The organism is Candidatus Polarisedimenticolaceae bacterium (assembly GCA_036376135.1).
Taxonomy (GTDB): Bacteria; Acidobacteriota; Polarisedimenticolia; order Polarisedimenticolales; family DASRJG01; genus DASVAW01.
On the sequence record DASVAW010000045.1, the window covers coordinates 73,781 to 91,318 of the forward strand.

Annotated in this window: 24 protein-coding genes; 2 read left to right on the plus strand and 22 right to left on the minus strand. The window is 69.8% G+C overall.

Annotated features, from left to right (window positions below; translation table 11 throughout):
- Positions 1-8 precede the first annotated feature (8 nt).
- Positions 9-1,034, minus strand: coding sequence for an ATP-dependent 6-phosphofructokinase (locus VF139_04260; protein ID HEX6850597.1), 1,026 nt, complete (start codon positions 1,032-1,034; stop codon positions 9-11).
- Between the two features lie 62 nt (positions 1,035-1,096).
- Here VF139_04260 and add point away from each other — a divergent pair, with 62 nt between their 5' ends.
- Positions 1,097-2,131: an adenosine deaminase gene (add, locus tag VF139_04265; GenBank protein HEX6850598.1), complete on the plus strand. Its 1,035-nt coding sequence runs from the start codon at positions 1,097-1,099 to the stop codon at positions 2,129-2,131.
- 6 nt (positions 2,132-2,137) lie between these two features.
- Here the strand turns inward: add and VF139_04270 are convergent, their stop codons facing one another.
- The 15 genes from VF139_04270 to VF139_04340 all read right to left on the minus strand — a co-directional run bounded on the left by VF139_04270 (position 2,138) and on the right by VF139_04340 (position 11,241).
- A complete protein-coding gene (locus VF139_04270; protein ID HEX6850599.1) occupies positions 2,138-2,578 on the minus strand; it encodes a heme-binding domain-containing protein in 441 nt (146 codons plus the stop codon).
- Between the two features lie 4 nt (positions 2,579-2,582).
- A complete protein-coding gene (locus VF139_04275; GenBank protein ID HEX6850600.1) occupies positions 2,583-3,140 on the minus strand; it encodes a DUF4440 domain-containing protein in 558 nt (185 codons plus the stop codon).
- Positions 3,141-3,274: 134 nt separating this feature from the next.
- Complete coding sequence (locus VF139_04280; protein HEX6850601.1) at positions 3,275-3,901, minus strand: class I SAM-dependent methyltransferase; 627 nt, start codon at positions 3,899-3,901, stop codon at positions 3,275-3,277.
- Positions 3,898-4,437 (minus strand): hypothetical protein, encoded by a 540-nt coding sequence (locus tag VF139_04285; GenBank protein ID HEX6850602.1) that lies wholly within the window; start codon positions 4,435-4,437, stop codon positions 3,898-3,900. The genes VF139_04280 and VF139_04285 overlap by 4 nt, the downstream gene beginning before the upstream one ends.
- A gap of 25 nt (positions 4,438-4,462) precedes the next feature.
- Positions 4,463-4,918 (minus strand): GNAT family N-acetyltransferase, encoded by a 456-nt coding sequence (locus VF139_04290; protein ID HEX6850603.1) that lies wholly within the window; start codon positions 4,916-4,918, stop codon positions 4,463-4,465.
- A 72-nt stretch (positions 4,919-4,990) separates the two neighbouring features.
- Complete coding sequence (locus VF139_04295; protein HEX6850604.1) at positions 4,991-5,233, minus strand: hypothetical protein; 243 nt, start codon at positions 5,231-5,233, stop codon at positions 4,991-4,993.
- Complete coding sequence (locus VF139_04300; protein ID HEX6850605.1) at positions 5,230-6,135, minus strand: PhzF family phenazine biosynthesis protein; 906 nt, start codon at positions 6,133-6,135, stop codon at positions 5,230-5,232. Before VF139_04300 ends, VF139_04295 begins: the two co-directional genes overlap by 4 nt.
- Before the next feature lie 161 nt (positions 6,136-6,296).
- Positions 6,297-6,992: a DNA alkylation repair protein gene (locus VF139_04305; GenBank protein HEX6850606.1), complete on the minus strand. Its 696-nt coding sequence runs from the start codon at positions 6,990-6,992 to the stop codon at positions 6,297-6,299.
- Entirely contained in the window at positions 6,989-7,192 is a 204-nt protein-coding gene (locus tag VF139_04310; GenBank protein HEX6850607.1) for a helix-turn-helix transcriptional regulator, read from the minus strand. Before VF139_04310 ends, VF139_04305 begins: the two co-directional genes overlap by 4 nt.
- A 17-nt stretch (positions 7,193-7,209) precedes the next feature.
- A complete protein-coding gene (locus tag VF139_04315) occupies positions 7,210-7,767 on the minus strand; it encodes a hypothetical protein (GenBank protein ID HEX6850608.1) in 558 nt (185 codons plus the stop codon).
- Between the two features lie 69 nt (positions 7,768-7,836).
- A complete protein-coding gene (locus VF139_04320) occupies positions 7,837-8,565 on the minus strand; it encodes a carbonic anhydrase family protein (GenBank protein ID HEX6850609.1) in 729 nt (242 codons plus the stop codon).
- A gap of 94 nt (positions 8,566-8,659) precedes the next feature.
- Positions 8,660-9,046 (minus strand): DUF488 family protein, encoded by a 387-nt coding sequence (locus VF139_04325; GenBank protein ID HEX6850610.1) that lies wholly within the window; start codon positions 9,044-9,046, stop codon positions 8,660-8,662.
- 36 nt (positions 9,047-9,082) lie between these two features.
- On the minus strand, positions 9,083-9,628 hold the full coding sequence (locus VF139_04330) for a hypothetical protein (protein ID HEX6850611.1): 546 nt from the start codon (positions 9,626-9,628) through the stop codon (positions 9,083-9,085).
- Positions 9,629-9,668: 40 nt separating this feature from the next.
- Positions 9,669-10,436, minus strand: a complete 768-nt coding sequence (locus VF139_04335) for a YciI family protein (GenBank protein ID HEX6850612.1) — start codon at positions 10,434-10,436, stop codon at positions 9,669-9,671.
- A 7-nt stretch (positions 10,437-10,443) separates the two neighbouring features.
- Entirely contained in the window at positions 10,444-11,241 is a 798-nt protein-coding gene (locus VF139_04340) for an alpha/beta hydrolase (protein ID HEX6850613.1), read from the minus strand.
- A 116-nt stretch (positions 11,242-11,357) separates the two neighbouring features.
- Between VF139_04340 and VF139_04345 the strand changes: the two genes are divergently transcribed.
- Positions 11,358-12,341 (plus strand): threo-3-hydroxy-L-aspartate ammonia-lyase, encoded by a 984-nt coding sequence (locus VF139_04345; GenBank protein ID HEX6850614.1) that lies wholly within the window; start codon positions 11,358-11,360, stop codon positions 12,339-12,341.
- Positions 12,342-12,368: 27 nt separating this feature from the next.
- Here the strand turns inward: VF139_04345 and VF139_04350 are convergent, their stop codons facing one another.
- The 6 genes from VF139_04350 to VF139_04375 form a co-directional block, all read right to left on the minus strand.
- A complete protein-coding gene (locus VF139_04350) occupies positions 12,369-12,884 on the minus strand; it encodes a hotdog fold domain-containing protein (GenBank protein ID HEX6850615.1) in 516 nt (171 codons plus the stop codon).
- 116 nt (positions 12,885-13,000) lie between these two features.
- Complete coding sequence (locus VF139_04355; GenBank protein ID HEX6850616.1) at positions 13,001-14,686, minus strand: long-chain fatty acid--CoA ligase; 1,686 nt, start codon at positions 14,684-14,686, stop codon at positions 13,001-13,003.
- Between the two features lie 80 nt (positions 14,687-14,766).
- Positions 14,767-15,168: a hypothetical protein gene (locus VF139_04360; GenBank protein ID HEX6850617.1), complete on the minus strand. Its 402-nt coding sequence runs from the start codon at positions 15,166-15,168 to the stop codon at positions 14,767-14,769.
- 18 nt (positions 15,169-15,186) lie between these two features.
- A complete protein-coding gene (locus tag VF139_04365; protein ID HEX6850618.1) occupies positions 15,187-15,960 on the minus strand; it encodes a class I SAM-dependent methyltransferase in 774 nt (257 codons plus the stop codon).
- Positions 15,961-16,135: 175 nt separating this feature from the next.
- The gene (locus tag VF139_04370) at positions 16,136-16,588 is read right to left on the minus strand and encodes a nuclear transport factor 2 family protein (GenBank protein ID HEX6850619.1); all 453 of its coding nucleotides are present in this window, start codon (positions 16,586-16,588) and stop codon (positions 16,136-16,138) included.
- 86 nt (positions 16,589-16,674) lie between these two features.
- Positions 16,675-17,538, minus strand: an 864-nt coding sequence (locus VF139_04375) for a methyltransferase domain-containing protein (protein ID HEX6850620.1), incomplete at its 5' end; no start/stop codon positions are given.

A 17,538-nucleotide genomic window follows, 5' to 3' on the forward strand; every position in this document is an offset into this window, starting at 1 on the left:
GTCCCCTCTCAGGCGAAAAGCCGCGACGCTTCCTGGTAGAGCGCCGCGGGCACGGTACGGAGTTCCTTCACGGCCTCGGCGAGCGGGACCGCGACGAACTCCCCGCCGCGCCACGCCGCCATCATCCCCCACTGCTTCCGCTCGACCATCTCGGCGGCGAGCAGGCCGTAGCGGGTCGCGAGCACGCGGTCGAACGCCGTCGGCGTCCCTCCGCGCTGGGTGTGACCGAGCGCGACGGAGCGGGTCTCGAATCCCGTCTCCTTCTCGATCCGCTTCGCGAGGTACTCGCCGATTCCGCCGAGCTTGACGTGCCCGAAGGCGTCGAGCTCCTGATCCTTGGTGACGTGACCGTCGGGGAGGGTCGCCCCTTCCGCGACCACGACGATGCCGAAGTTCTTCCCCGCCTCGCGACGGCGCCTCAGGCCGGCGCAGATCGCCGGGAGATCGATCTTCCGTTCCGGAATCAGGATGTGGTCTGCGCCGCCGGCGAGGCCCGCATGGAGCGCGATCCACCCCGCGTGGCGCCCCATGACCTCGCAGACGATCACGCGGTCGTGGCTCTCCGCGGTCGAGTGCAGGCGATCCACGGCCTCCGTCGCGATCATCACCGCGGTGTCGAACCCGAACGTCTGGTCGGTCCCCGACAGGTCGTTGTCGATCGTCTTCGGGACCCCCACGACCGGGAACCCCGCCGCCGCGAGCTTGTTCGCGACGCCCAGCGTGTCCTCGCCCCCGAGGGCGACGAGCGCATCGAGCCCGAGCGCCCGGAAGTTCTCCTTGGCCCGCGCGGCGTCCTCGTCGTTCTTGAACGGGTTGGTGCGCGAGGTCCCGAGGATCGTGCCGCCGAGGTGGAGGATCCCGCTGACGTGGCCGGCATCGAGCTCGACCGTGTCCTTCGTGAGGAGCCCCTTCCAGCCCTTGCGGATGCCGAGCACCCGGCGCCCGTACTGGTGGGAGCGGCGCACGCAGGCGCGGATCACCGCGTTGAGCCCCGGGGCGTCGCCGCCGCCGGTCAGGATGCCGATCGTCTCCATGGGTTCGCATCTCCTGGGGAAACGGGAGGCGGGATTATACTGCCCGACCCCGGAGGCTTTGCGTGCGCCCCAACGCTCCCCGCCTCGAGTCGATCCCCAAGGTCGAGCTCCACCAGCACGTCGACGGCTCGATCCCCGTACGCACGACCTGGGCCCTGATGAAGCGCCACGGCCTCGCCCCGGTGGCGACGGCGAGGGAGATGCGCCGCCTGCTCCAGCTCCAGCCCGCCGAGGAGGGCTCCCTCCTCGCCTACCTCGACAAGTTCCACTACCCGATGTGGATCACCCAGTTCTACGAGAACATCACGCGGGTCACGAAGGACATCGTCGAGGAGGCTTACGGGCACGGCGTGCGCCTGCTCGAGCTGCGCTACGCCCCCGCGATCCACACCTTCGGCGGACTCACCCCTCGGCAGGCGATCCGCTCGGTGCTGTCGGGAATGAACGCAGCCACGAGGAAACACCCCGACCTCGAGGTCGGCCTCGTGGTCATCTCGATGCGCCAGCACGGGCCGCACATCGCGAAGATCATCGCCCGCCAGGCGCTCGCGGAGGCCCAACACCTGCACGAGCGGTGCGGCGTCGTCGGGTTCGACCTCGCGGGAGCCGAGCGCGGCAATCCGCCGCGGCTGTTCCGCAGCGCCTACGACGTCGCGCGGCGCGGGGGGCTCGGGCTCACCGTGCACGCCGGCGAGGACGAGGGGCCGGAGCGCATCTGGGAGGCGGTGGACGAGCTTGGCGTCGATCGGATCGGCCACGGCTGCTCCGCCGTGTCCGACCTCGCGCTGCTCCGGCGGCTTGCGAAGGACAAGGTCCTCGTCGAGTGCTGCCCGACCTCGAACTACCAGACCGGCGCGGTCCGGAAGGGCGAGCGGCACCCCGTCTTCACCTTCCTCGAGCACGGGATCCCGGTGGCGATCTGCACCGACAACACGACGGTCAGCGCGACGGACCAGATCCGCGAGAACGGTTACCTGCTCGAGGCGCTCGACGTGAAGGCGATCGAGGCGCTGCACCGCGAGGCGGCGCGTTATTCGTTCCTGCGGCGCGGCGGGCATTTCCTGAAGCGCAGCCGCGAGGCCGTGGAGACCGCCTGATCCGCGTCAGTTCTCGGACGGCTCCGCCGGTCCGGCCCAGGCCCGGATCGTCTCGACGTCCGCCGCCGTGAGCTCGGCCCCCGGGTGCGTCAGGAGATACGCGCGGATCGGCATCTCCCCCTCGGTCACGACCTCGACGATCTCCTCCAGCGCATGGGCGCGCTTGTCGCCGTCGAGCCGGTTCCACCGCGAGAGGTTCAGGTGACGCCGTCCGTCCCGCACGTCGGAGGCGACGAGCCACGACACCGGCGCGACACGGCTGTACCACGGCCAGCGCGTCTCGTGCGAATGGCAGTCGTAACAGGAGCGTCTCAGGATCGAGGCCACCTCGGCCGGGGCCGCGACGTCCTCTTCCACCGGGGGGTTCTCGCGGGAGACGGGCACCAGTTGCATCGCCACGAAGGCGGCGGCGAGTCCTGCGAACGCGATCTGGAGCTTTCGACCCATCCCCTCAACGCTCCGGAACGACGACCCCGGCGACGATCCGCTGGACGACCGACTCGACCCCCGCGTGACGGAGGCGCCACCCTTCCGGCGAACGGAGCCAGGTCTCGAGGCGCTGGGTCACGACCTCCACCTCGACCGACTTCCCGCCGATCACTTCGCGCGTGGTGATCCGCCGGCCGATCAGCGCGGTGACCGCGTCCTGCTGCACTTCGACCGTGCCGATGCCGTAGGCGATCTTGGCGGGCCGCTTCAATCCCGTCATCCACGCGTTCAGCGCCCTGGCCGCGGCACCCGCGTCGAGCGTCCGGCCGTCGGCGGCGATCTCCGAGTAGTCGGGGAGTCGGACCTTCAGGTACGGCTCGACGTCGCCCCTTTCGGCCGCGGCGGCGAAACCCTCGTAGACCGCGGAGAGGTCGGCCTTGGCCTGGGCGCCGAGCTGCTCGCGCGGGGTGAGCCGGGTCCCGTCCTTCGGGGACAGGTCGAGGATCTTGGGCTTCTCCACGGGCGCGGCGACGGCGGCGGCCGCGGAACCCAGGACGACGGCGGCGAACAGACGGTGCATCCGACCTCCAGAACGTCGATCATCTTGCCAGCGCGGGAACCTTCGGCACCACGCGATCCCCGACCCCGCGTCGAAACCCGGCCGGCCGTTGCGGACGGTGAGGGGGAAACGCGGCTCCGGGATCGCGCCCCAATCTACGGCGAAGCGGCCGCCCGCGAAAGGGACGGGGCGAGCCGCGCCGCGAAGTGCAGCGATCGACCGAACCACCAGGCCGCCCACGCCGGGTAGAGGGGGAGGTCTGCGGTCCACGCCTCGATCTCGAAACCGAGGCGGGGCAACGTTTCCCGCCAGACCCGCTCCGGCCAGTAACTTCCCGGGATGTCCACGCCGTGCCGTGCGTTCCCGACGCGGTCCATGAATCGCAGCGTCGGACCGGCCAGGAACCCCTCGCGGGTATGGTCCTTGATGAGGACGACGCCGCGACTCACCCGCGCCGTCTCGAGCAGGAGCGCTTCCGGTTCCTCCGCATGGTGCACGACGTCCACGAGCAGGACCGCGTCGAAGGCGCCGTCCGGGTACGGAAGCCGGAGGCCGTCGAACGGTCTCACGGGGATCCGCACCTCCGGGCGAACGAGGACCTCCACCCCCTCGATCGCGACGTCGGGTCGGGCTTCGCCGATCCTCTCGGCGAGCAGGCCGTCGCCGCACCCCACGTCCAGGACCCGCGCTCCGGGGGGAATCCAGGGCGTCAGGATGTCCCGCAGCACCGTCGTGCGGCGTTCGTGGACGTAACCTCCGTGAAGGCGACCGAGCAGGCTCATCCGCGGTCGCCCCGGGCGGCCGCCCCGAGGATCGCGGAGAAGACCAAAAGCACCGCGCCGGTGAACCACGCCGCGATCCCGAAGCTCGACGAGGCGTACAGGGCGATCGCGACGCCCCCGGCGACCAGCGCCGCGGCGAGCACCGCGAACGCGCGCATCCCGTAGAGGGTCACGAACGGGAGGTAATGCGCGCCGAGGAGGATCGTGAGCGCGGGAAAGAACCAGTGGAGTCGATGCAGCCCGACCGGCAGGAGGAGCGGCATCGAGAGCGGCAACACGAACGCGACCTGCATCCCGAGCCCGCGCAGCCCGTTCTCGGGACTGATCCGCGTGCGCCCCCCCGTCAGCCGCACCAGCGCCTCGGTCAGCGGGAAGATGAAGAACCCGCCCACGACGATCGTCGCGATCGCCGTCCGGGGGGTGCCCCACGTCGCGAGCGCGGCCGCGAGGAGCCACAGGACCCCGGAGACGAGCTGGGCGTAGAACCCACCCGCGTAGCGGGCGCGCATCTCGCGCTGGGCGTCGGCAAGGTGCATGGCTTCCCCCCGAAAGCCCGAGACTCTACCCGCGATCGCCTCCGCCGCGATAGACGTCCGGCCGATGAATCTCCATGTACCCCTCCGGCCGGCGCAGCGGCGTGAATCCGTAGGCGGCGTAGAGCGCGTGCGCGTCGCGGGTGACCAGGACGAAGCGCCGCAGCCCCTGAAGGTCGGGATGGGCGAGGACGGTCTCGACGAGGAAGCGACCGAGCCCCCGCCCCCGGTGGGCCTCCAGGACGTAGACGTCGGCGAGATAGCCGAAGGTCGCGCGATCGGTGACGACGCGGGCGAAGCCGACCTGCTCCTCACCGTGGAACAGGCTGAACGGGATCGAACCGGCGATCGCCCGCTCGAGCGTCTCCCGCGGCATGCCCTGCCCCCAGTAACTCCGCGCCAGGAACGCGTGCACCGCGTCGCGATCGACCGCCTCGGGGTCGGTCGTGATCCGATAGCCGTCCCGGAGCACTTCGGCGCTCACCCCAGCTCCTCCCGGTCCCCGACGTCCACGCACCCCCGACCTTCCGACCGGGCCGCTCCCGCTCGGACGGGATCAGGTTCGCGGCGGCCCGCCCGCGTCGTGCTCCTCGCGCACCTCGCGGCGTCTCTCCTCGAGGACGATCTTCTTCGACGGATCGAACATCGTCTGCACCTCCAGGAACGCGTCGCCGAGGGTCCCGCTGCTTCCGCGACGCTTGAGGTAGTAGATCCAGCCTCGCGCCTCCGCCCACGACGCCAGGCGGTGCAGCCCGTACGCCACGAGGACGATCGCGCCCCCGATCCACGCGAGCTTCACGTCCCCTCCCGATCGAGGGTCCACCGCCCCTCCGCCACCATCACGCTCGCACCGCCGATGCGGATCGACGGCTCCGACCCCGCGTGCCGCTCGACCGTCGCCTCGAGGATGCTCGGGCGTCCCATCTCGACCCCCTGGGCGATCCGGAATCGCATGAGGCCCTCCCCCGGCTCGAGCGAGGCGAGAAGTCCCGCGAGCGCCGCGTTGGCGCTCCCGGTCGCGGGATCCTCGGGAACGCCGTCGTGGGGCGCGAACATCCGCGTGCGCAGGTCGAAGCCGTCGCCGGTGCGGACGTAGAGGTGCAGGTCGGGCATCACCCCGAGCGCCGCGATCGCGTCGAAGCCTTCGGCGACGATGCGCGCACGCTCGAGGGCGGCGCGGTCGCGAAGCTCCGCGATCACGAACGGCAGGCCGACCGACGCGACGCGCGGCGGGTGGTGCGCGACGACGACCTCCGAGGACTCGAGGGAGAGGGCCCGGGCGACGAGCGCCGCCGGAACCGGCGATCCCAGGGAGAGCGGCTCCGGAGCGGTCAGCTCGCAGAAGAATCCGTTCCCGCGGCGCCGGATCGCGACGGGGACGAGTCCGGCCTGCTCCTCGAAGACGACGCGCGTCGCGTCGCCGAACGCGCCCAGCTCCCCGGTCGCGGCGAGGACGAAGGCGGTGCCGACGTTCGGGTGCCCCGCGAACGGAACCTCCCGCGTCGGCGTGAAGATGCGCACGCGGCGGGTGTGCCCGCGCTCCGCCGGAAGGACGAAGGTGCTCTCCGAGAAGTTGATCTCGCGCGCGAGGCGCTGCATCTGCGCGTCGGTCAGGCCGCGGGCGTCGGGAACGACGGCGAGCGGGTTTCCGCCGAAGCGGGTCTCGGTGAAGACGTCGACGAGCACGAAGCGCGGGTTCACTTCGGGGTCCTCCCGATCCGGAGCACGAGGGCGACGTCGCGGGGCGACGCCGCCTCGGCCGGAATGGCCGGAACGACGACCGTGGCGCAGCGCATCGGGCCCTCCTCCCGGGGGAAACCGGTCCAGCTTGCCTGCGGGACGCGCCGGAGGCAACGGCCGCGTTACGCCCGGGACGCAACCCTCCGGACCACCGCGGCGCGGTTCAGGTCGCGCAGGGCGTCCTTGCCGAGCCACCGCTCGGTCGCGTCCGCCGACGCCGCGAGACGCTCCGAGAGCTCCACGGCCGCCGCGTGACACGCCCTGTTGCGGTGGCCGATGGAGCGCAGCGCCCAGCTCACGCCCTTCCGGACGAAGTTCCGCTCGTCGTTCGCGGCACGCTCGATCAGACGCAGCCCCTCGAGGAAAACGGCGTCGGGGGCGCGCTTGTCGTGCAGGGCGACCGCGGCCAGGAGGGCGAACGCCGCGCGCTTCACGAACTCCTCCCGACTGCGGGACCACGCCTTGACCCTCCCGAAGGCGTGGGGCGTCCGGTCGAAGAGGTGAAACGTCGCGTGGTCGCAGATCGCCCAGTTGTCGAAGTCCCGGGACCATCGGTCCATCTGGGCGGGGGTCACCGCCGCCGGATCGTCGACGAAACAGGCCAGCATCCGCGCCTCGTACCACCCCGTCGCCCAGAGCGCCGCGGCGAGGTCGTGGTCGCGGCCGAGCGCCTTCGCGTGGTCGCGCAGGTCCCCCACCGACACGCCGAACGCGCGGTCGGACGGAATCGCGTAACGGGCCATCCCGTCGCGGTTCTTCTTCGTCCCCCGGCGCTTCAGCCAGGCGATCACGGTTTCGACGTCGGCGCTCGGTTTCATCGGGACTCCTCGAGGCGGAAGACGTCCTCCACGCGCATCCCGAAGACCTTCGCGATCCGCAGCGCGAGGACCAGCGAGGGAACGTACCGCCCCTGCTCGAGGACGAGGATCGTCTGGCGCGTGCACCCGACCCGGTCGGCGAGCTCCTGCTGGGTCATCTCGTCGTGCTCGAAGCGCAGCCGCCGGATCTCGTTGCGGATCTCCGCCTTGGGCACGGCTAGGCCCGCCGGTAGCCGATCACCACCCCGGCCAGCAGGGCGAGGATCGACACGAGCAGGGCCGACCAGAAGATCAGGTAGAGATACGGCGAGGGCACCTGGTGCGTCGCGTGGAAACGCTCGATCAACGCGATCATCCAGGCCGCGAGGGTCACGAGCATCGCCGGCGCCTGTCCCGCCGGGGCCGCGGCCAGGATCGCGCGGTCGCGCTCGTCCAGGATTCCGCCGTCCCTTCGGGCCCAGAGCCCGACACGCACCCCGTAATGGGCGTACACCGCGACCGCCGCGAGGACGAGTCCCGTCGCGGACAGGCGCACGACGTCGTCGTTCCAGGCGGACTCGGCTCCGGCCCGGACGACGACCGCCGCGGCACCGGCCGAGAACGCCAGCACCGCGGCGAGCGAGAACAGGGCGAGGCGCTGCAGCGGGGTGGTCGGAATCGTCTCCCCCGCCGGAACCTCGATCGGAGGCAGGCGCCGGCGCGCCCGGTTCACCGCGACGAAGAGGACGGCGAACGCCCCCGCGATCGCGAGCACGCTCCACAGGATCGGTTGCATGGGCATCTCCTCCGGGGCCGGGAGGAGATGTACATTATTTCATACTTGATGTCAAGTAATTCTTTTGTCCTATTTCAGGACCGGCCGCGCGTGCACCGGCTGCACCGGCCGGTTGTTCGGCCCGTGCATGGCGTGTGCGAACGCCTCGACCTGCGCCGCCGAGATCGGAGCGGCCCGCTTCAGCACGAGCCAGCGCACCCCCTCGGTGCACGGCGGGGTCGTGAGCGAGCCGCTGAACCGGTAGTAGTCGCGATCGGCGGGGAGGAGCGACTCCGCGGCGAAGGCGGCGGGGAGCGCGAGTTTCTCCCCCGCCGACGTCGGGAGCGTCGCGACGATCGACTTCAGGGCGCCGTTCTCCTCCCCGTCCACGAACAGGAGCGCCAGCACCGCGAGATTCCCGTCTCGATCCGCGTGGACGAGGTGCGCCTCCATCGGGAACGACTTCCCCTCGATCCGGTTCTCGCTGGGAGTGTGGAAGTGGAGCTGCTTGAGCTCGAATGCGATCCCGTCGACGCTGAGGCTGCTCCCCGCGGCGTAGCTCACCTGCACCGTATGCCCGTTGTTGAGGATCTCGGTCCCGCCCGGCCGATAGGCGAACCCGAGCGCCGGCAGCTCGGCCTCGATGAAACCGGTCAGGTCGATCGGAGACTGCTCCATCCCCGCGCAGGCGCTGAACTGCGGGGACAACCTGGCCCACGCCTCGGGCCCCGCCTCCCCCGAATACGACCAGTGCCCTTCCTGTCCCGCGAAAGCGGCCGACGCCACGACCAGGCACAAAAGGCTCGTCACGAGTCTCACGGTTCGCTCCTTCGAAGTCCGGGGGCGGGGGCCTCGCGCGCCGGCATGGCGACGCACCGTAGCCCAGGAGCGGATCGCGCGGCCGTGACCGCGGTCAAACCACGTTTGCCTTCCGTTCGACCAGGAGCTCCCGGAGGATCGACCGATGGCAATGCGCCTCGTCGGCGCAATAACACCCGACCGCGAGAGCGGTCGTGTGCGACAACGCCGCGAGCAGGTCGAGGAGGCGGCTCGCGGCGGGGGCGGCCATCTCCCGCCGATACCGTTTCGCGAACGATCCCCACGCGCGGGCGTCCGCCGCGGCGAGCCCCTGCTTCAAGAGCGCCTCGCTCGGGGCCGCCTCGGGGAGCCAGACGTCGTAGAAGTCGCGGGCGGCGAGGTCTTTCCTGGGCACGCCGCGCGGCGGACGGCGGACCGTCCCGAGGCGGAGTCCTTCTCCCGGAAGGCGGGGCGAGCCGAGTCGGACGACGTGGATCGGCATCGGGACCTCAGGTGTCGCGGCGGCCGGGAGCGGGAGTCACGGCTTGACCACCACCGACTGGATCATCCGATGGATCGTCTCCATCCACTCCCCCTCGAGCTCCTTCGTGACGTTCACGCTGAGCAGCAGCAGCCGCCCCTCGAGCGACGCGCCGAGCATCACGTTGCGGACGTCGGTGTCCAGCGCGGGGGTTCGGAGATCGAGGAGGATGCAACGTCGCCCCGCCAGCGTCGTCACCTCGCTGCGGAACCACACCGCGGAAGGGTAGAGCTTGCGGAACGACCCGTCGAAGTACGCATGCGCGGCGTCGAGCTCCTCGGGGGGCATCGCGTTGGGCGTGTGATTCAACGCGAGGCTGACGGAGCCCGTCTCGTTCGACAACACGAAGGTCGGACGTTGCTCCGCCGGGTACTTGAGCTTCAGCTGCGCCTCCGGCATCGGCTGGAACGAGGTCGGGACGAGCATCTCGACCTTGCCGTCGAGCAGCGACCGGGTCGCCAGCGCGCTCTCCGCCCGCGCACCCGCCGGGACGGCGAATCCCAGAACCAACAGCAGCGATCCCACCCGGCAAGCGTTCTTCACGATTCCTCCCTCCGGGGTTGCGCCCCGGTGTGGTGGAGGATTACCCGAAATCGGGGTCGGGGTTCAAGACGCCGAGCTCGGGCACCTCGAACAACGGCCGCACGTCCAGCTCGCACTCCCCGAGCACCTCGGTGTACGGGACCGCCCACGCGAGCGCTTCCTCCATCGACGCGAGCTCGAGGGTGACGTAGCCCCCGACGAGCTCCTTGGATTCCGCGAAGGGTCCGTCGAGGACGACCGCCGTCGCTCCCCGCCGGAGGACCCGCCTGGAGCGCGAGCCCGGCTGCATCACCTCGGCGCCGAGGAAGACTTCGGCGCCTTTCATCTCCGCGATCACCCCGGCGACCGCCGCGCGTGCCGGCGGGGGCGGAAGCTCCCCGGCCTCGTACGCCGCCGTCGCCTTGGCGACGATCATGAACCTCGTCGTGGCGAGGTCCTTCGGCTTCTCGCCGAACCCGAGGTCCCACGGCTCGGTCAGCGGCCGGATCTCGAAGTCCGCGTCGCCCAGGGCCGCGCCGAAGCGCGACGCCCATCCGACCGCCTCGTCCCGCGTGTGGACGCGCAGCAGGCAGATCGCCGCCGGCAAGGCGTGGTCTTCCCCGAACGGGCCCGGCGTGACCGTGCCGACCCCTCCGCGAACGGCGATGCGGACGCCCAGGTTCGTCTGGCGCAACCCGGCGGCGTCGCGGAACACCCCTTGCCGCTTCATCTCCCCCAGGCTCCGCCCCACGCCGTCGATCAGCTCCTGCGGCGGGCGGAGCCCCGCCTCGTTGTGCGCGTTGGTCTTGTTCATCAGCAGGAATCGCATCGTGGTCTCACCTCGCCCCGAAGAACTCGATCAGAGCCGGCGCCAGGACCTTCGACTTCACCATGTGCGTCTGCCCGGGCAACGTCCGGTAGGAGGAGCGTTTCAGGATCCGCGCGAGCGCCTCCGCTCCGTTGCGCATCCACTGCGGGCTCTTCCCGCCGTCGATCACGAGGCAAGGCGCCGCGACTCCGGACCAGCGCCCCTCGGGCAAGGACCTGCCGCTCTGCAGCCCGTGGAGGAGCGAGAGATCGTACGGCAGCGTGTGCGCCACCTCGACGAGCTTCTTGAAGTTCGGCATCAGCCGCATGATCGCGATCACGAACCCGGGAGCACCGACCAGGCGCATGAAGCGCTTCACCATCTCGGCGCGATTCCCCTCGGCGAGAAGCCGCTTCATCCCCGGCACGAACTCCTCGGAGACCGGTTCGCGGGTGGCGTCGACGATGAGCGGCGGCTCGTACACGGCGACCTTGGAGACCGGAAGGCCGCTCGCCGCCGCGTCGAGGGCCAGGACCGCCCCCGAGGAGATGCCGAACAGCGACGCGGAGCCGCCGCTGGCGTGAACGAGCGCCGCGAGGTCCTCGACCTCGCGCTCGATCGACCAGGGAGCGCCGTTCCCGCTCGCCCCGCGCCCTCGCCGGTCGTACAGCACGACGGTGAAGTGCGGCTCGAGGTGTTTCGCGAGATCGGGCATCGGTCCCATGCCGCGGTGACAAAAGGCTCCGTCCACCAGGATCAGGGGGGGGCCGGATCCCCTCGTTTCATAGGCGATCGAGGTTCCATCGCGGGACGTGACGGCGGGCATCGCGTTTCTCCTTCCCCCGTGCGACGTACGGCGCGGCAGGAATTCGACACGATCGACGAGAATTCGGGGACCCGCATCTCCCAGCGGCCGATAGCGCCTGGTGTACGCTCCGCGCGATGAGCGATCTCGCGATCGGATTCGCAGATGTCGCCGCGGCCGCGGAGCGGCTGCGGGGCGTCGCGCATCGTACGCCGGTTCTGACCTCCCGCACCGCCGACGCCCGCACCGGGGCGACCGTCTTCTTCAAGTGCGAGAACTTCCAGCGCATGGGCGCCTTCAAGTTCCGGGGAGCCTACAACGCCCTCGCGAAGCTCTCCGCGGAGCAGCGCGCGAAGGGGGCGCTCGCGTATTCGTCGGGGAATCACGCGCAGGCGATCGCCCTCGCGGCCCGCCTGCTCGGGATGCCGTCGGTCCTCGTGATGCCGCACGACACGCCGGCGGGGAAACTCGCCGCGACCCTCGGGTACCAGCACGGAGTCCCGGGGAGCGGGATCGTGCGGTACGACCGCTACGCCGAGGACCGCGAGGCGATCGGCCGGCGCCTCGCCGCCGAGCGCGGAATGACGCTCGTTCCCCCCTTCGACCACCCGGACGTCATGGCCGGCCAGGGCACCGCGGCCCTCGAGCTGATCGAGCAAGCCGGGACGCTCGACCTGCTCCTCGTGTGCGTCGGCGGCGGCGGGTTGCTTTCCGGATGCGCGACGGCCGCGCACGGCACGACCCCGGGAATCGAGGTGATCGGCGTCGAGCCCGAGGCCGGCAACGACGTGCAGCTGAGTCTCGCCCGCGGGGAGATCGTGACGATCGGAACCCCGCGCACGATCGCCGACGGCGCGCAAACGCAAGCCCCCGGGACGCTCACCTTCCCGGTGATCCGGAAACTCGTCGGACGCCTCGTCACCGTCACCGACGCGCAACTCGTCGAGACGATGCGTTTCTTCGCCGAGCGCATGAAGCTCGTCGTCGAGCCCACCGGCTGCCTGGCAGCCGCGGCGCTGCTCCACGGCGTCGTGCGCGCCGCCGGGAAGCGGGTCGTCGTGATCGTCAGCGGCGGCAACGTCGATCCGGGCCGGTACGCGGAGTTGCTTTCCGGATCCTGACCCGCCGCCGTCCCCCCCGAAATCCGCTCACTCCCCTCCGGAGAGAAAGAACTTCCAGTTGTCGGGGATCTCCCGCAGGCCGCCGACCGCCGCCAGCTTCTCCTGGGTCAGCGGCACCACCTTGAAGTCCGCCTCGACGCAGACCACCCCGTCCTCGAGCCGCGCCTCGGTGTGGACGACGAGGGGGTCCCACGGACCCGCCTGCTCCCGGATCCGTCCGACGAGGGTCAGCGGTCTTCCGACGGGCGCGGGCCGGTGGTAGGTCGTCGTGGCCGATCGCAGGATCCACCCGGCCTCGCGGTTCGGCCCGAGGAGGGTCGCGACCCACGTGGAGAAGCAGTCCAGCGCGGTGTAGACGAGGCCCCCGTGCGTGATGCCGGGGAATCCGTCCATCCTCGAGGTGGGGACGAAGCGGCCGGACAACGCCCCCTCCGCCGGATCGCGTCGGATCTCGATGTGCAGTCCGGCGGGGTTGTCGAGCCCGCACCCGAAGCAGGTGTTGTGGGGAAGCAGCTCGCGGTTGAGCAGGGGCGAGTCGTTCAATCGTCCTCCCTTCGGTCCGACACCCCCGGCGCGCTCCCCGCGTCCCGGGCCGAGGCGCCCCGCCTACGGGTTGGCCGGCGCTTGCGCGGATCGGGGCCCTCGTGGAAGGGGACATCCTAACGCGGGCCCTTCGCGAGCTCCTCCTCCCGCAGCTCCCGCCGGAGGATCTTGAGCACCGTGCTCTTCGGGAGCTCCTTCCGGAACTCCACCGCGCGGGGCACCTTGTACGCGGCGAGGTAGTCCCGGCAATACGCCTCGATCTCCTCCGCCGTCGCGACCATCCCCGCCTTGACGACGACGAAGCTCTTGACGACCTCCCCACGCTTCGCGTCCGGGATGCCGATGGAAGCGGCCTCCTGGACCGCGGGGTGGGACATCAGCACCGCGTCCACCTCGTCGGGGTACACGTTGTACCCGGAGACGAGGATCATGTCCTTCTTGCGTCCGGCGATGAAGAAGTACCCCTCGTCGTCCATCCGCGCGATGTCGCCGGTGCGAAGCCATCCGTCGCGCAGGGCGAGCGCCGTCTCGTCGGGGCGGTTCCAGTAGCCGCGCATCACCTGCGGCCCCTTCACGAGGAGCTCTCCCTCCTCGCCGACGGGGAGGTCGCGGGTGCCGGTCTCGAGATCGACGATCCTCGCGTCGGTCTCGATGAAGGGGACGCCGATGCTCCCCACCTTGCGGCGGCCGAGCGGGTTGCCGTGCGTGACCGGCGAGGCCTCGGTCAGGCCGAATCCCTCCACGATCGGGGCGCCGGCGACCTGCTCGAAGCGGCGCAAGACGTCGACCGGAAGCGGGGCCGAGCCCGAGAAACACGCCTTCACGCACGAGAGGTCGAGCTTCGCGATCCCCGGGTAGTCCGCGACCGCGGCGAACATCGCGGGGACCCCGATGAACAGGGTGACGCGGCGCCTGGTCACCGCCTCGACGAGCGCGTGGATGTCGCGCGGGTTGGGGACGAGGACCATCGCGCACGCGGCGAAGACCGGGAAGTTCAGGCACGTCGTCATGCCGAAGACGTGGAAGAGGGGCAGCGCCGACAGGAAGACGTCGGAGGCGGAGTCGTCGATGTGCAGCCACGCCACGGCGGTCTGCGCGTTGACGGAGAGGTTGCGGTGCGTGAGGACCGCGCCCTTCGCGACGCCGGTCGTCCCGCCCGTGTACTGCAGGACGGCGATGTCGTCGAGTCCGACCGTGACGGCGGGGGGATCCGGCCGGGTCCCGTCGACCAGCCTGCGGAAGCGGTGGACGTTCGGCTCCGGCCGGACCTTCGCGTAGGTGGGCGGCCGGGTGCGCCCGAGCTTGAGCGGGGCGAGGAGGTTGAGCGGGAAGCCGAGGTATTCCGGAATGGAGGCGACGACGTAGTGCTTCACCGGAAGCTGCTCGCGGATCGGCCGGATGCGCTGCTCGAACAGGAAGTCGGCGACGATCGCGACCTCGCAGTTGGCGTCGAACCACTGGTGCTCGATCTCGCGGGCGACGTAAAGCGGGTTCGTCATCACGACGTGCCCGCCGGCGGCGAGGACCGCGTAATACGCGATGACGGTCTGCGGGAGGTTCGGGAGCTGGATCGCGACCCGCGTCCCCTTCACCACCCCGAGCCGCGCGAGAGCGGTCGCGAGCCGGTCGACCTGATCCTTGAGCTCGCGGTAGGTGAGCCGCCGGTTGAGGAACCAGATCGCCGTGCTCTCCGGGTGACGCTCCGCGGCGCGGTCGAGCGCCTGGGGCAGCGTGAGGTCGGCGAAGGCGAACTCCGCCGGGATCCCCTCGTCGTAGACGGCGTGCCAGACCCGCTTGTCCATGGAAGCCTCGCGCGGGGCCCGGCCCGCATCGTAGCGTCCGGGGTGTCCGCGGCGCCACGGAGCTCGCCTCGAGCCCGACGTCAGCCGGCGACACGCGTGCGCCCCCGGCGGAGCAGCCACGCCAGGTAGCAGGCGGCCGTGACGTCGTACGCGAGGCAGAACGGCGGCCACCACACCGGAACTCCCGGATTCGCGATGGCTTCGCCGTGAACCAGATCGAAGATCCCGTGGGCGGCGAGCGCCGCCGCGACGATCCACAGCGACGACTTGAAACCCCACACCGCGAGCGCCACGAAGACCGCGCCGGCCAGCGCCTCCAGAACGAGCACGTGCGTGGACCCGCCGAGGACGGCGAACAAGGAGTAAAGCAACGCGATGACGATCATCACCGTGGGATAGAAGGCCCGGTCGCGGTCCAGGCCGACGACCGTGGCGAACAAACCGATGGCGAGTGCCAGAACCGTTCCGATCAGGAATGCCACGACGCGCTCCTCGTTTCGTTAAGCAGCCGGCACGGCACCCGGGGAGGAACGAGTCCTGAAGGCATAGATCGCCCAGCCCAAGGTGTCTCGCCCCCATCGAAGGTACAAGGCCTTCGCCTTGGCGACGCGCTCCAAGAGCTCGCGCAGATCCTGGTCGTCCGGATGGGACCGGGCGTACTCGGCCGTCGCATACCATTGAAGACCTTCGTACCGGTCCCAGTCGTCCCCATTGCTCACGAAGGTGTGAACCAAGTCGAGTCCTCGCAACTCCCCCGCCTCGACGTTACCGGAATGTGTCCCGAAGTCGTCTCGGGTCGCCCCGGCGGCCTCGAGGTAGTCCTCGGATGGTCCCCGGAGCCAGTAGGGCTCCCCGACGACTACCCAACCACCGGGCTGAACCATGCCCGACAGCGCGTCCAAAGTCGCTGCGTGCCCACCAAACACCCAGCTGGCACCGATGCACGAGGCCAGAGCCAAGCGATGCGGCTCTTCGGGCCTGAAGTCAGAACCGTTCATCTCTCTGAAGTCGACCTCTGCCCCTGGCACCCGCATCTCCAGGCGTCTCCGCGCGTCGGCGATGCAGAAGGGCGAGATGTCGATTCCGATTCCGCGGACGCCGTACGCTTCAGCGAGACGAATCAGGAACTCACCCTTCCCACATGCGATGTCGACCACGCGTGCATCGTCGGGAAGGCGGAGGAGTCCAACAAGCCGCGCCAACTTCTCTTCGCTCGTGGGATTGCAGACCACGTGCTCCCGATGAGTGATGTCGAAAAACTTCCACGTATCCATGAGCCAGACCTCCGCCTGCCTGAAGCACACGTTCGGGGGCGCCCCGCGTGGCGCGACTCGTGCCTTGAACGGGGCGTGGCACGCGAGTGCGGCCGCCGGAACGGGTTGTTAGGCGGCTGGTACACGGTTCTTCTGTCGCTCCAACGCGACAGAGCCCGAACGAGCATGCCGGGCCCTATCTCACCCCCATGACGTCCTGGAGCTTGGCCGTGTCGACGTACTGCTGGAACCTGGTCACCTTGCCGTCTTTGATGTCCCAGACGTGGCACACCTGCGCGTCCATGCCCTTGCCCGTCGGCTTGTACGTTCCGCTGTAGCGTGCTTCCACGATCACGCTGCCGCCGGCAGCGTGGAATGACGTGGTGTGGACGGCAAAGCCGTCCCACTCCGTCCCCAGTTTCATGAACAGGTTGTTCAGGACGGCGTCCGGTCCCACCCAGGCCTCGCCGCTCGGCATATAGGGGTTGTTCTCCGCCTGATACCACCTGATATCCGCGCTCATGGCCTCGAGAACGGTCGGGATGTCCCCTCGACCAAACGCGTCGTAGAGGCTCTTCAGCAGGCTTGCGTTGTCCATGCTCTCTCCCGGGATGCGGCCTTCCGCGAATGATCTTTCGGTTCCGAACATACTCCTTGGGCCAGCCGCGCAATCGAACGTTATCGCGTTCGGCCGCAGGGCGCAGCCCGGTCCGCTGGAACGCGCGGTTGGACGGCTCACTCTGGAGCATCAAGCCCGTGCGCACGGACAATCCGAGACACGGCTCCCAGTCGCAGCCGTCCGCCTCCGCCAATCCGCCGCAGTTCAGCCCCCAGGTCTAACTCCCAGGCTCGTTGATCGGCTTCCGACAGCTCGCTCAGCAGTCGATCCAGACCGATGGCCCGCACCCAATCGACCATTTCCGCGTCCGTATCGGCCTCGAAGACGGTGACCTCCATCTCCTCGACGTGATCGATCGACAGTCCTGCCTCGGCGAAGTCGCGAGTGATTCGCTCGAGGTCCGCATAGCGAAACGGTCCGGGCGCTTCAGGGTCGATGCCCGGCAGCGCACGGTAGCGTGCCAGCAGCCGCCTCGGAAGCGAGTAATACGCCACTCGATCAGGCTCAGCCAACAGGGCTGCGACCACCACACCTGTCGGCAGCAGTGCCTTGCGGGCATTCACCAAAGCAGCGATCGGCGCGGACATGTACATCAATCCCCACCGAACGGTCACCGCGTGAAAGTAGTTCGATGGGACGTCAGGAGAGATCGCCGCGTCCGCCGAGCGGAGGTCGAGGTTCGACATTCCACCGTGACGTGCCTTGTCCCTCGCGATCTCCAGGACCGCGTCGTCCCGGTCTACACCTACAACGGTGCCATCCGGAGCTACTCGTCGCGCAGCCCGTAGCGCCGGCTCGCCTCGTCCGGTCGCCAGGTCGAGAACGCGCATACCTGGCCCAACCCCTGCGAGGTCGAGCATCCGCTCACTAAGAGGCGCGGTCAGACGCGATTCGATAGCATCGTACTTCCGCCAGAACTCCTCGGGACTCAGAACCTTTCGATCCGTCACGACTCGTTTGTCCGCTCGTCCGTCCAACGC

Bases quoted from the DNA above. Each gene is read 5' to 3' on its own strand.
- VF139_04370 (HEX6850619.1), bottom strand. From the start codon at position 16,588: ATGTTCGGAACCGAAAGATCATTCGCGGAAGGCCGCATCCCGGGAGAG.
- VF139_04270 (HEX6850599.1), bottom strand. From the start codon at position 2,578: ATGGGTCGAAAGCTCCAGATCGCGTTCGCAGGACTCGCCGCCGCCTTC.
- VF139_04315 (HEX6850608.1), bottom strand. From the start codon at position 7,767: ATGCAACCGATCCTGTGGAGCGTGCTCGCGATCGCGGGGGCGTTCGCC.
- VF139_04335 (HEX6850612.1), bottom strand. From the start codon at position 10,436: ATGCGATTCCTGCTGATGAACAAGACCAACGCGCACAACGAGGCGGGG.
- VF139_04260 (HEX6850597.1), bottom strand. From the start codon at position 1,034: ATGGAGACGATCGGCATCCTGACCGGCGGCGGCGACGCCCCGGGGCTC.
- VF139_04340 (HEX6850613.1), bottom strand. From the start codon at position 11,241: ATGCCCGCCGTCACGTCCCGCGATGGAACCTCGATCGCCTATGAAACG.
- VF139_04325 (HEX6850610.1), bottom strand. From the start codon at position 9,046: ATGCCGATCCACGTCGTCCGACTCGGCTCGCCCCGCCTTCCGGGAGAA.
- VF139_04280 (HEX6850601.1), bottom strand. From the start codon at position 3,901: ATGAGCCTGCTCGGTCGCCTTCACGGAGGTTACGTCCACGAACGCCGC.
- VF139_04275 (HEX6850600.1), bottom strand. From the start codon at position 3,140: ATGCACCGTCTGTTCGCCGCCGTCGTCCTGGGTTCCGCGGCCGCCGCC.
- VF139_04355 (HEX6850616.1), bottom strand. From the start codon at position 14,686: ATGGACAAGCGGGTCTGGCACGCCGTCTACGACGAGGGGATCCCGGCG.
- VF139_04365 (HEX6850618.1), bottom strand. From the start codon at position 15,960: ATGGATACGTGGAAGTTTTTCGACATCACTCATCGGGAGCACGTGGTC.
- VF139_04305 (HEX6850606.1), bottom strand. From the start codon at position 6,992: ATGAAACCGAGCGCCGACGTCGAAACCGTGATCGCCTGGCTGAAGCGC.
- VF139_04345 (HEX6850614.1), top strand. From the start codon at position 11,358: ATGAGCGATCTCGCGATCGGATTCGCAGATGTCGCCGCGGCCGCGGAG.
- VF139_04285 (HEX6850602.1), bottom strand. From the start codon at position 4,437: ATGCACCTTGCCGACGCCCAGCGCGAGATGCGCGCCCGCTACGCGGGT.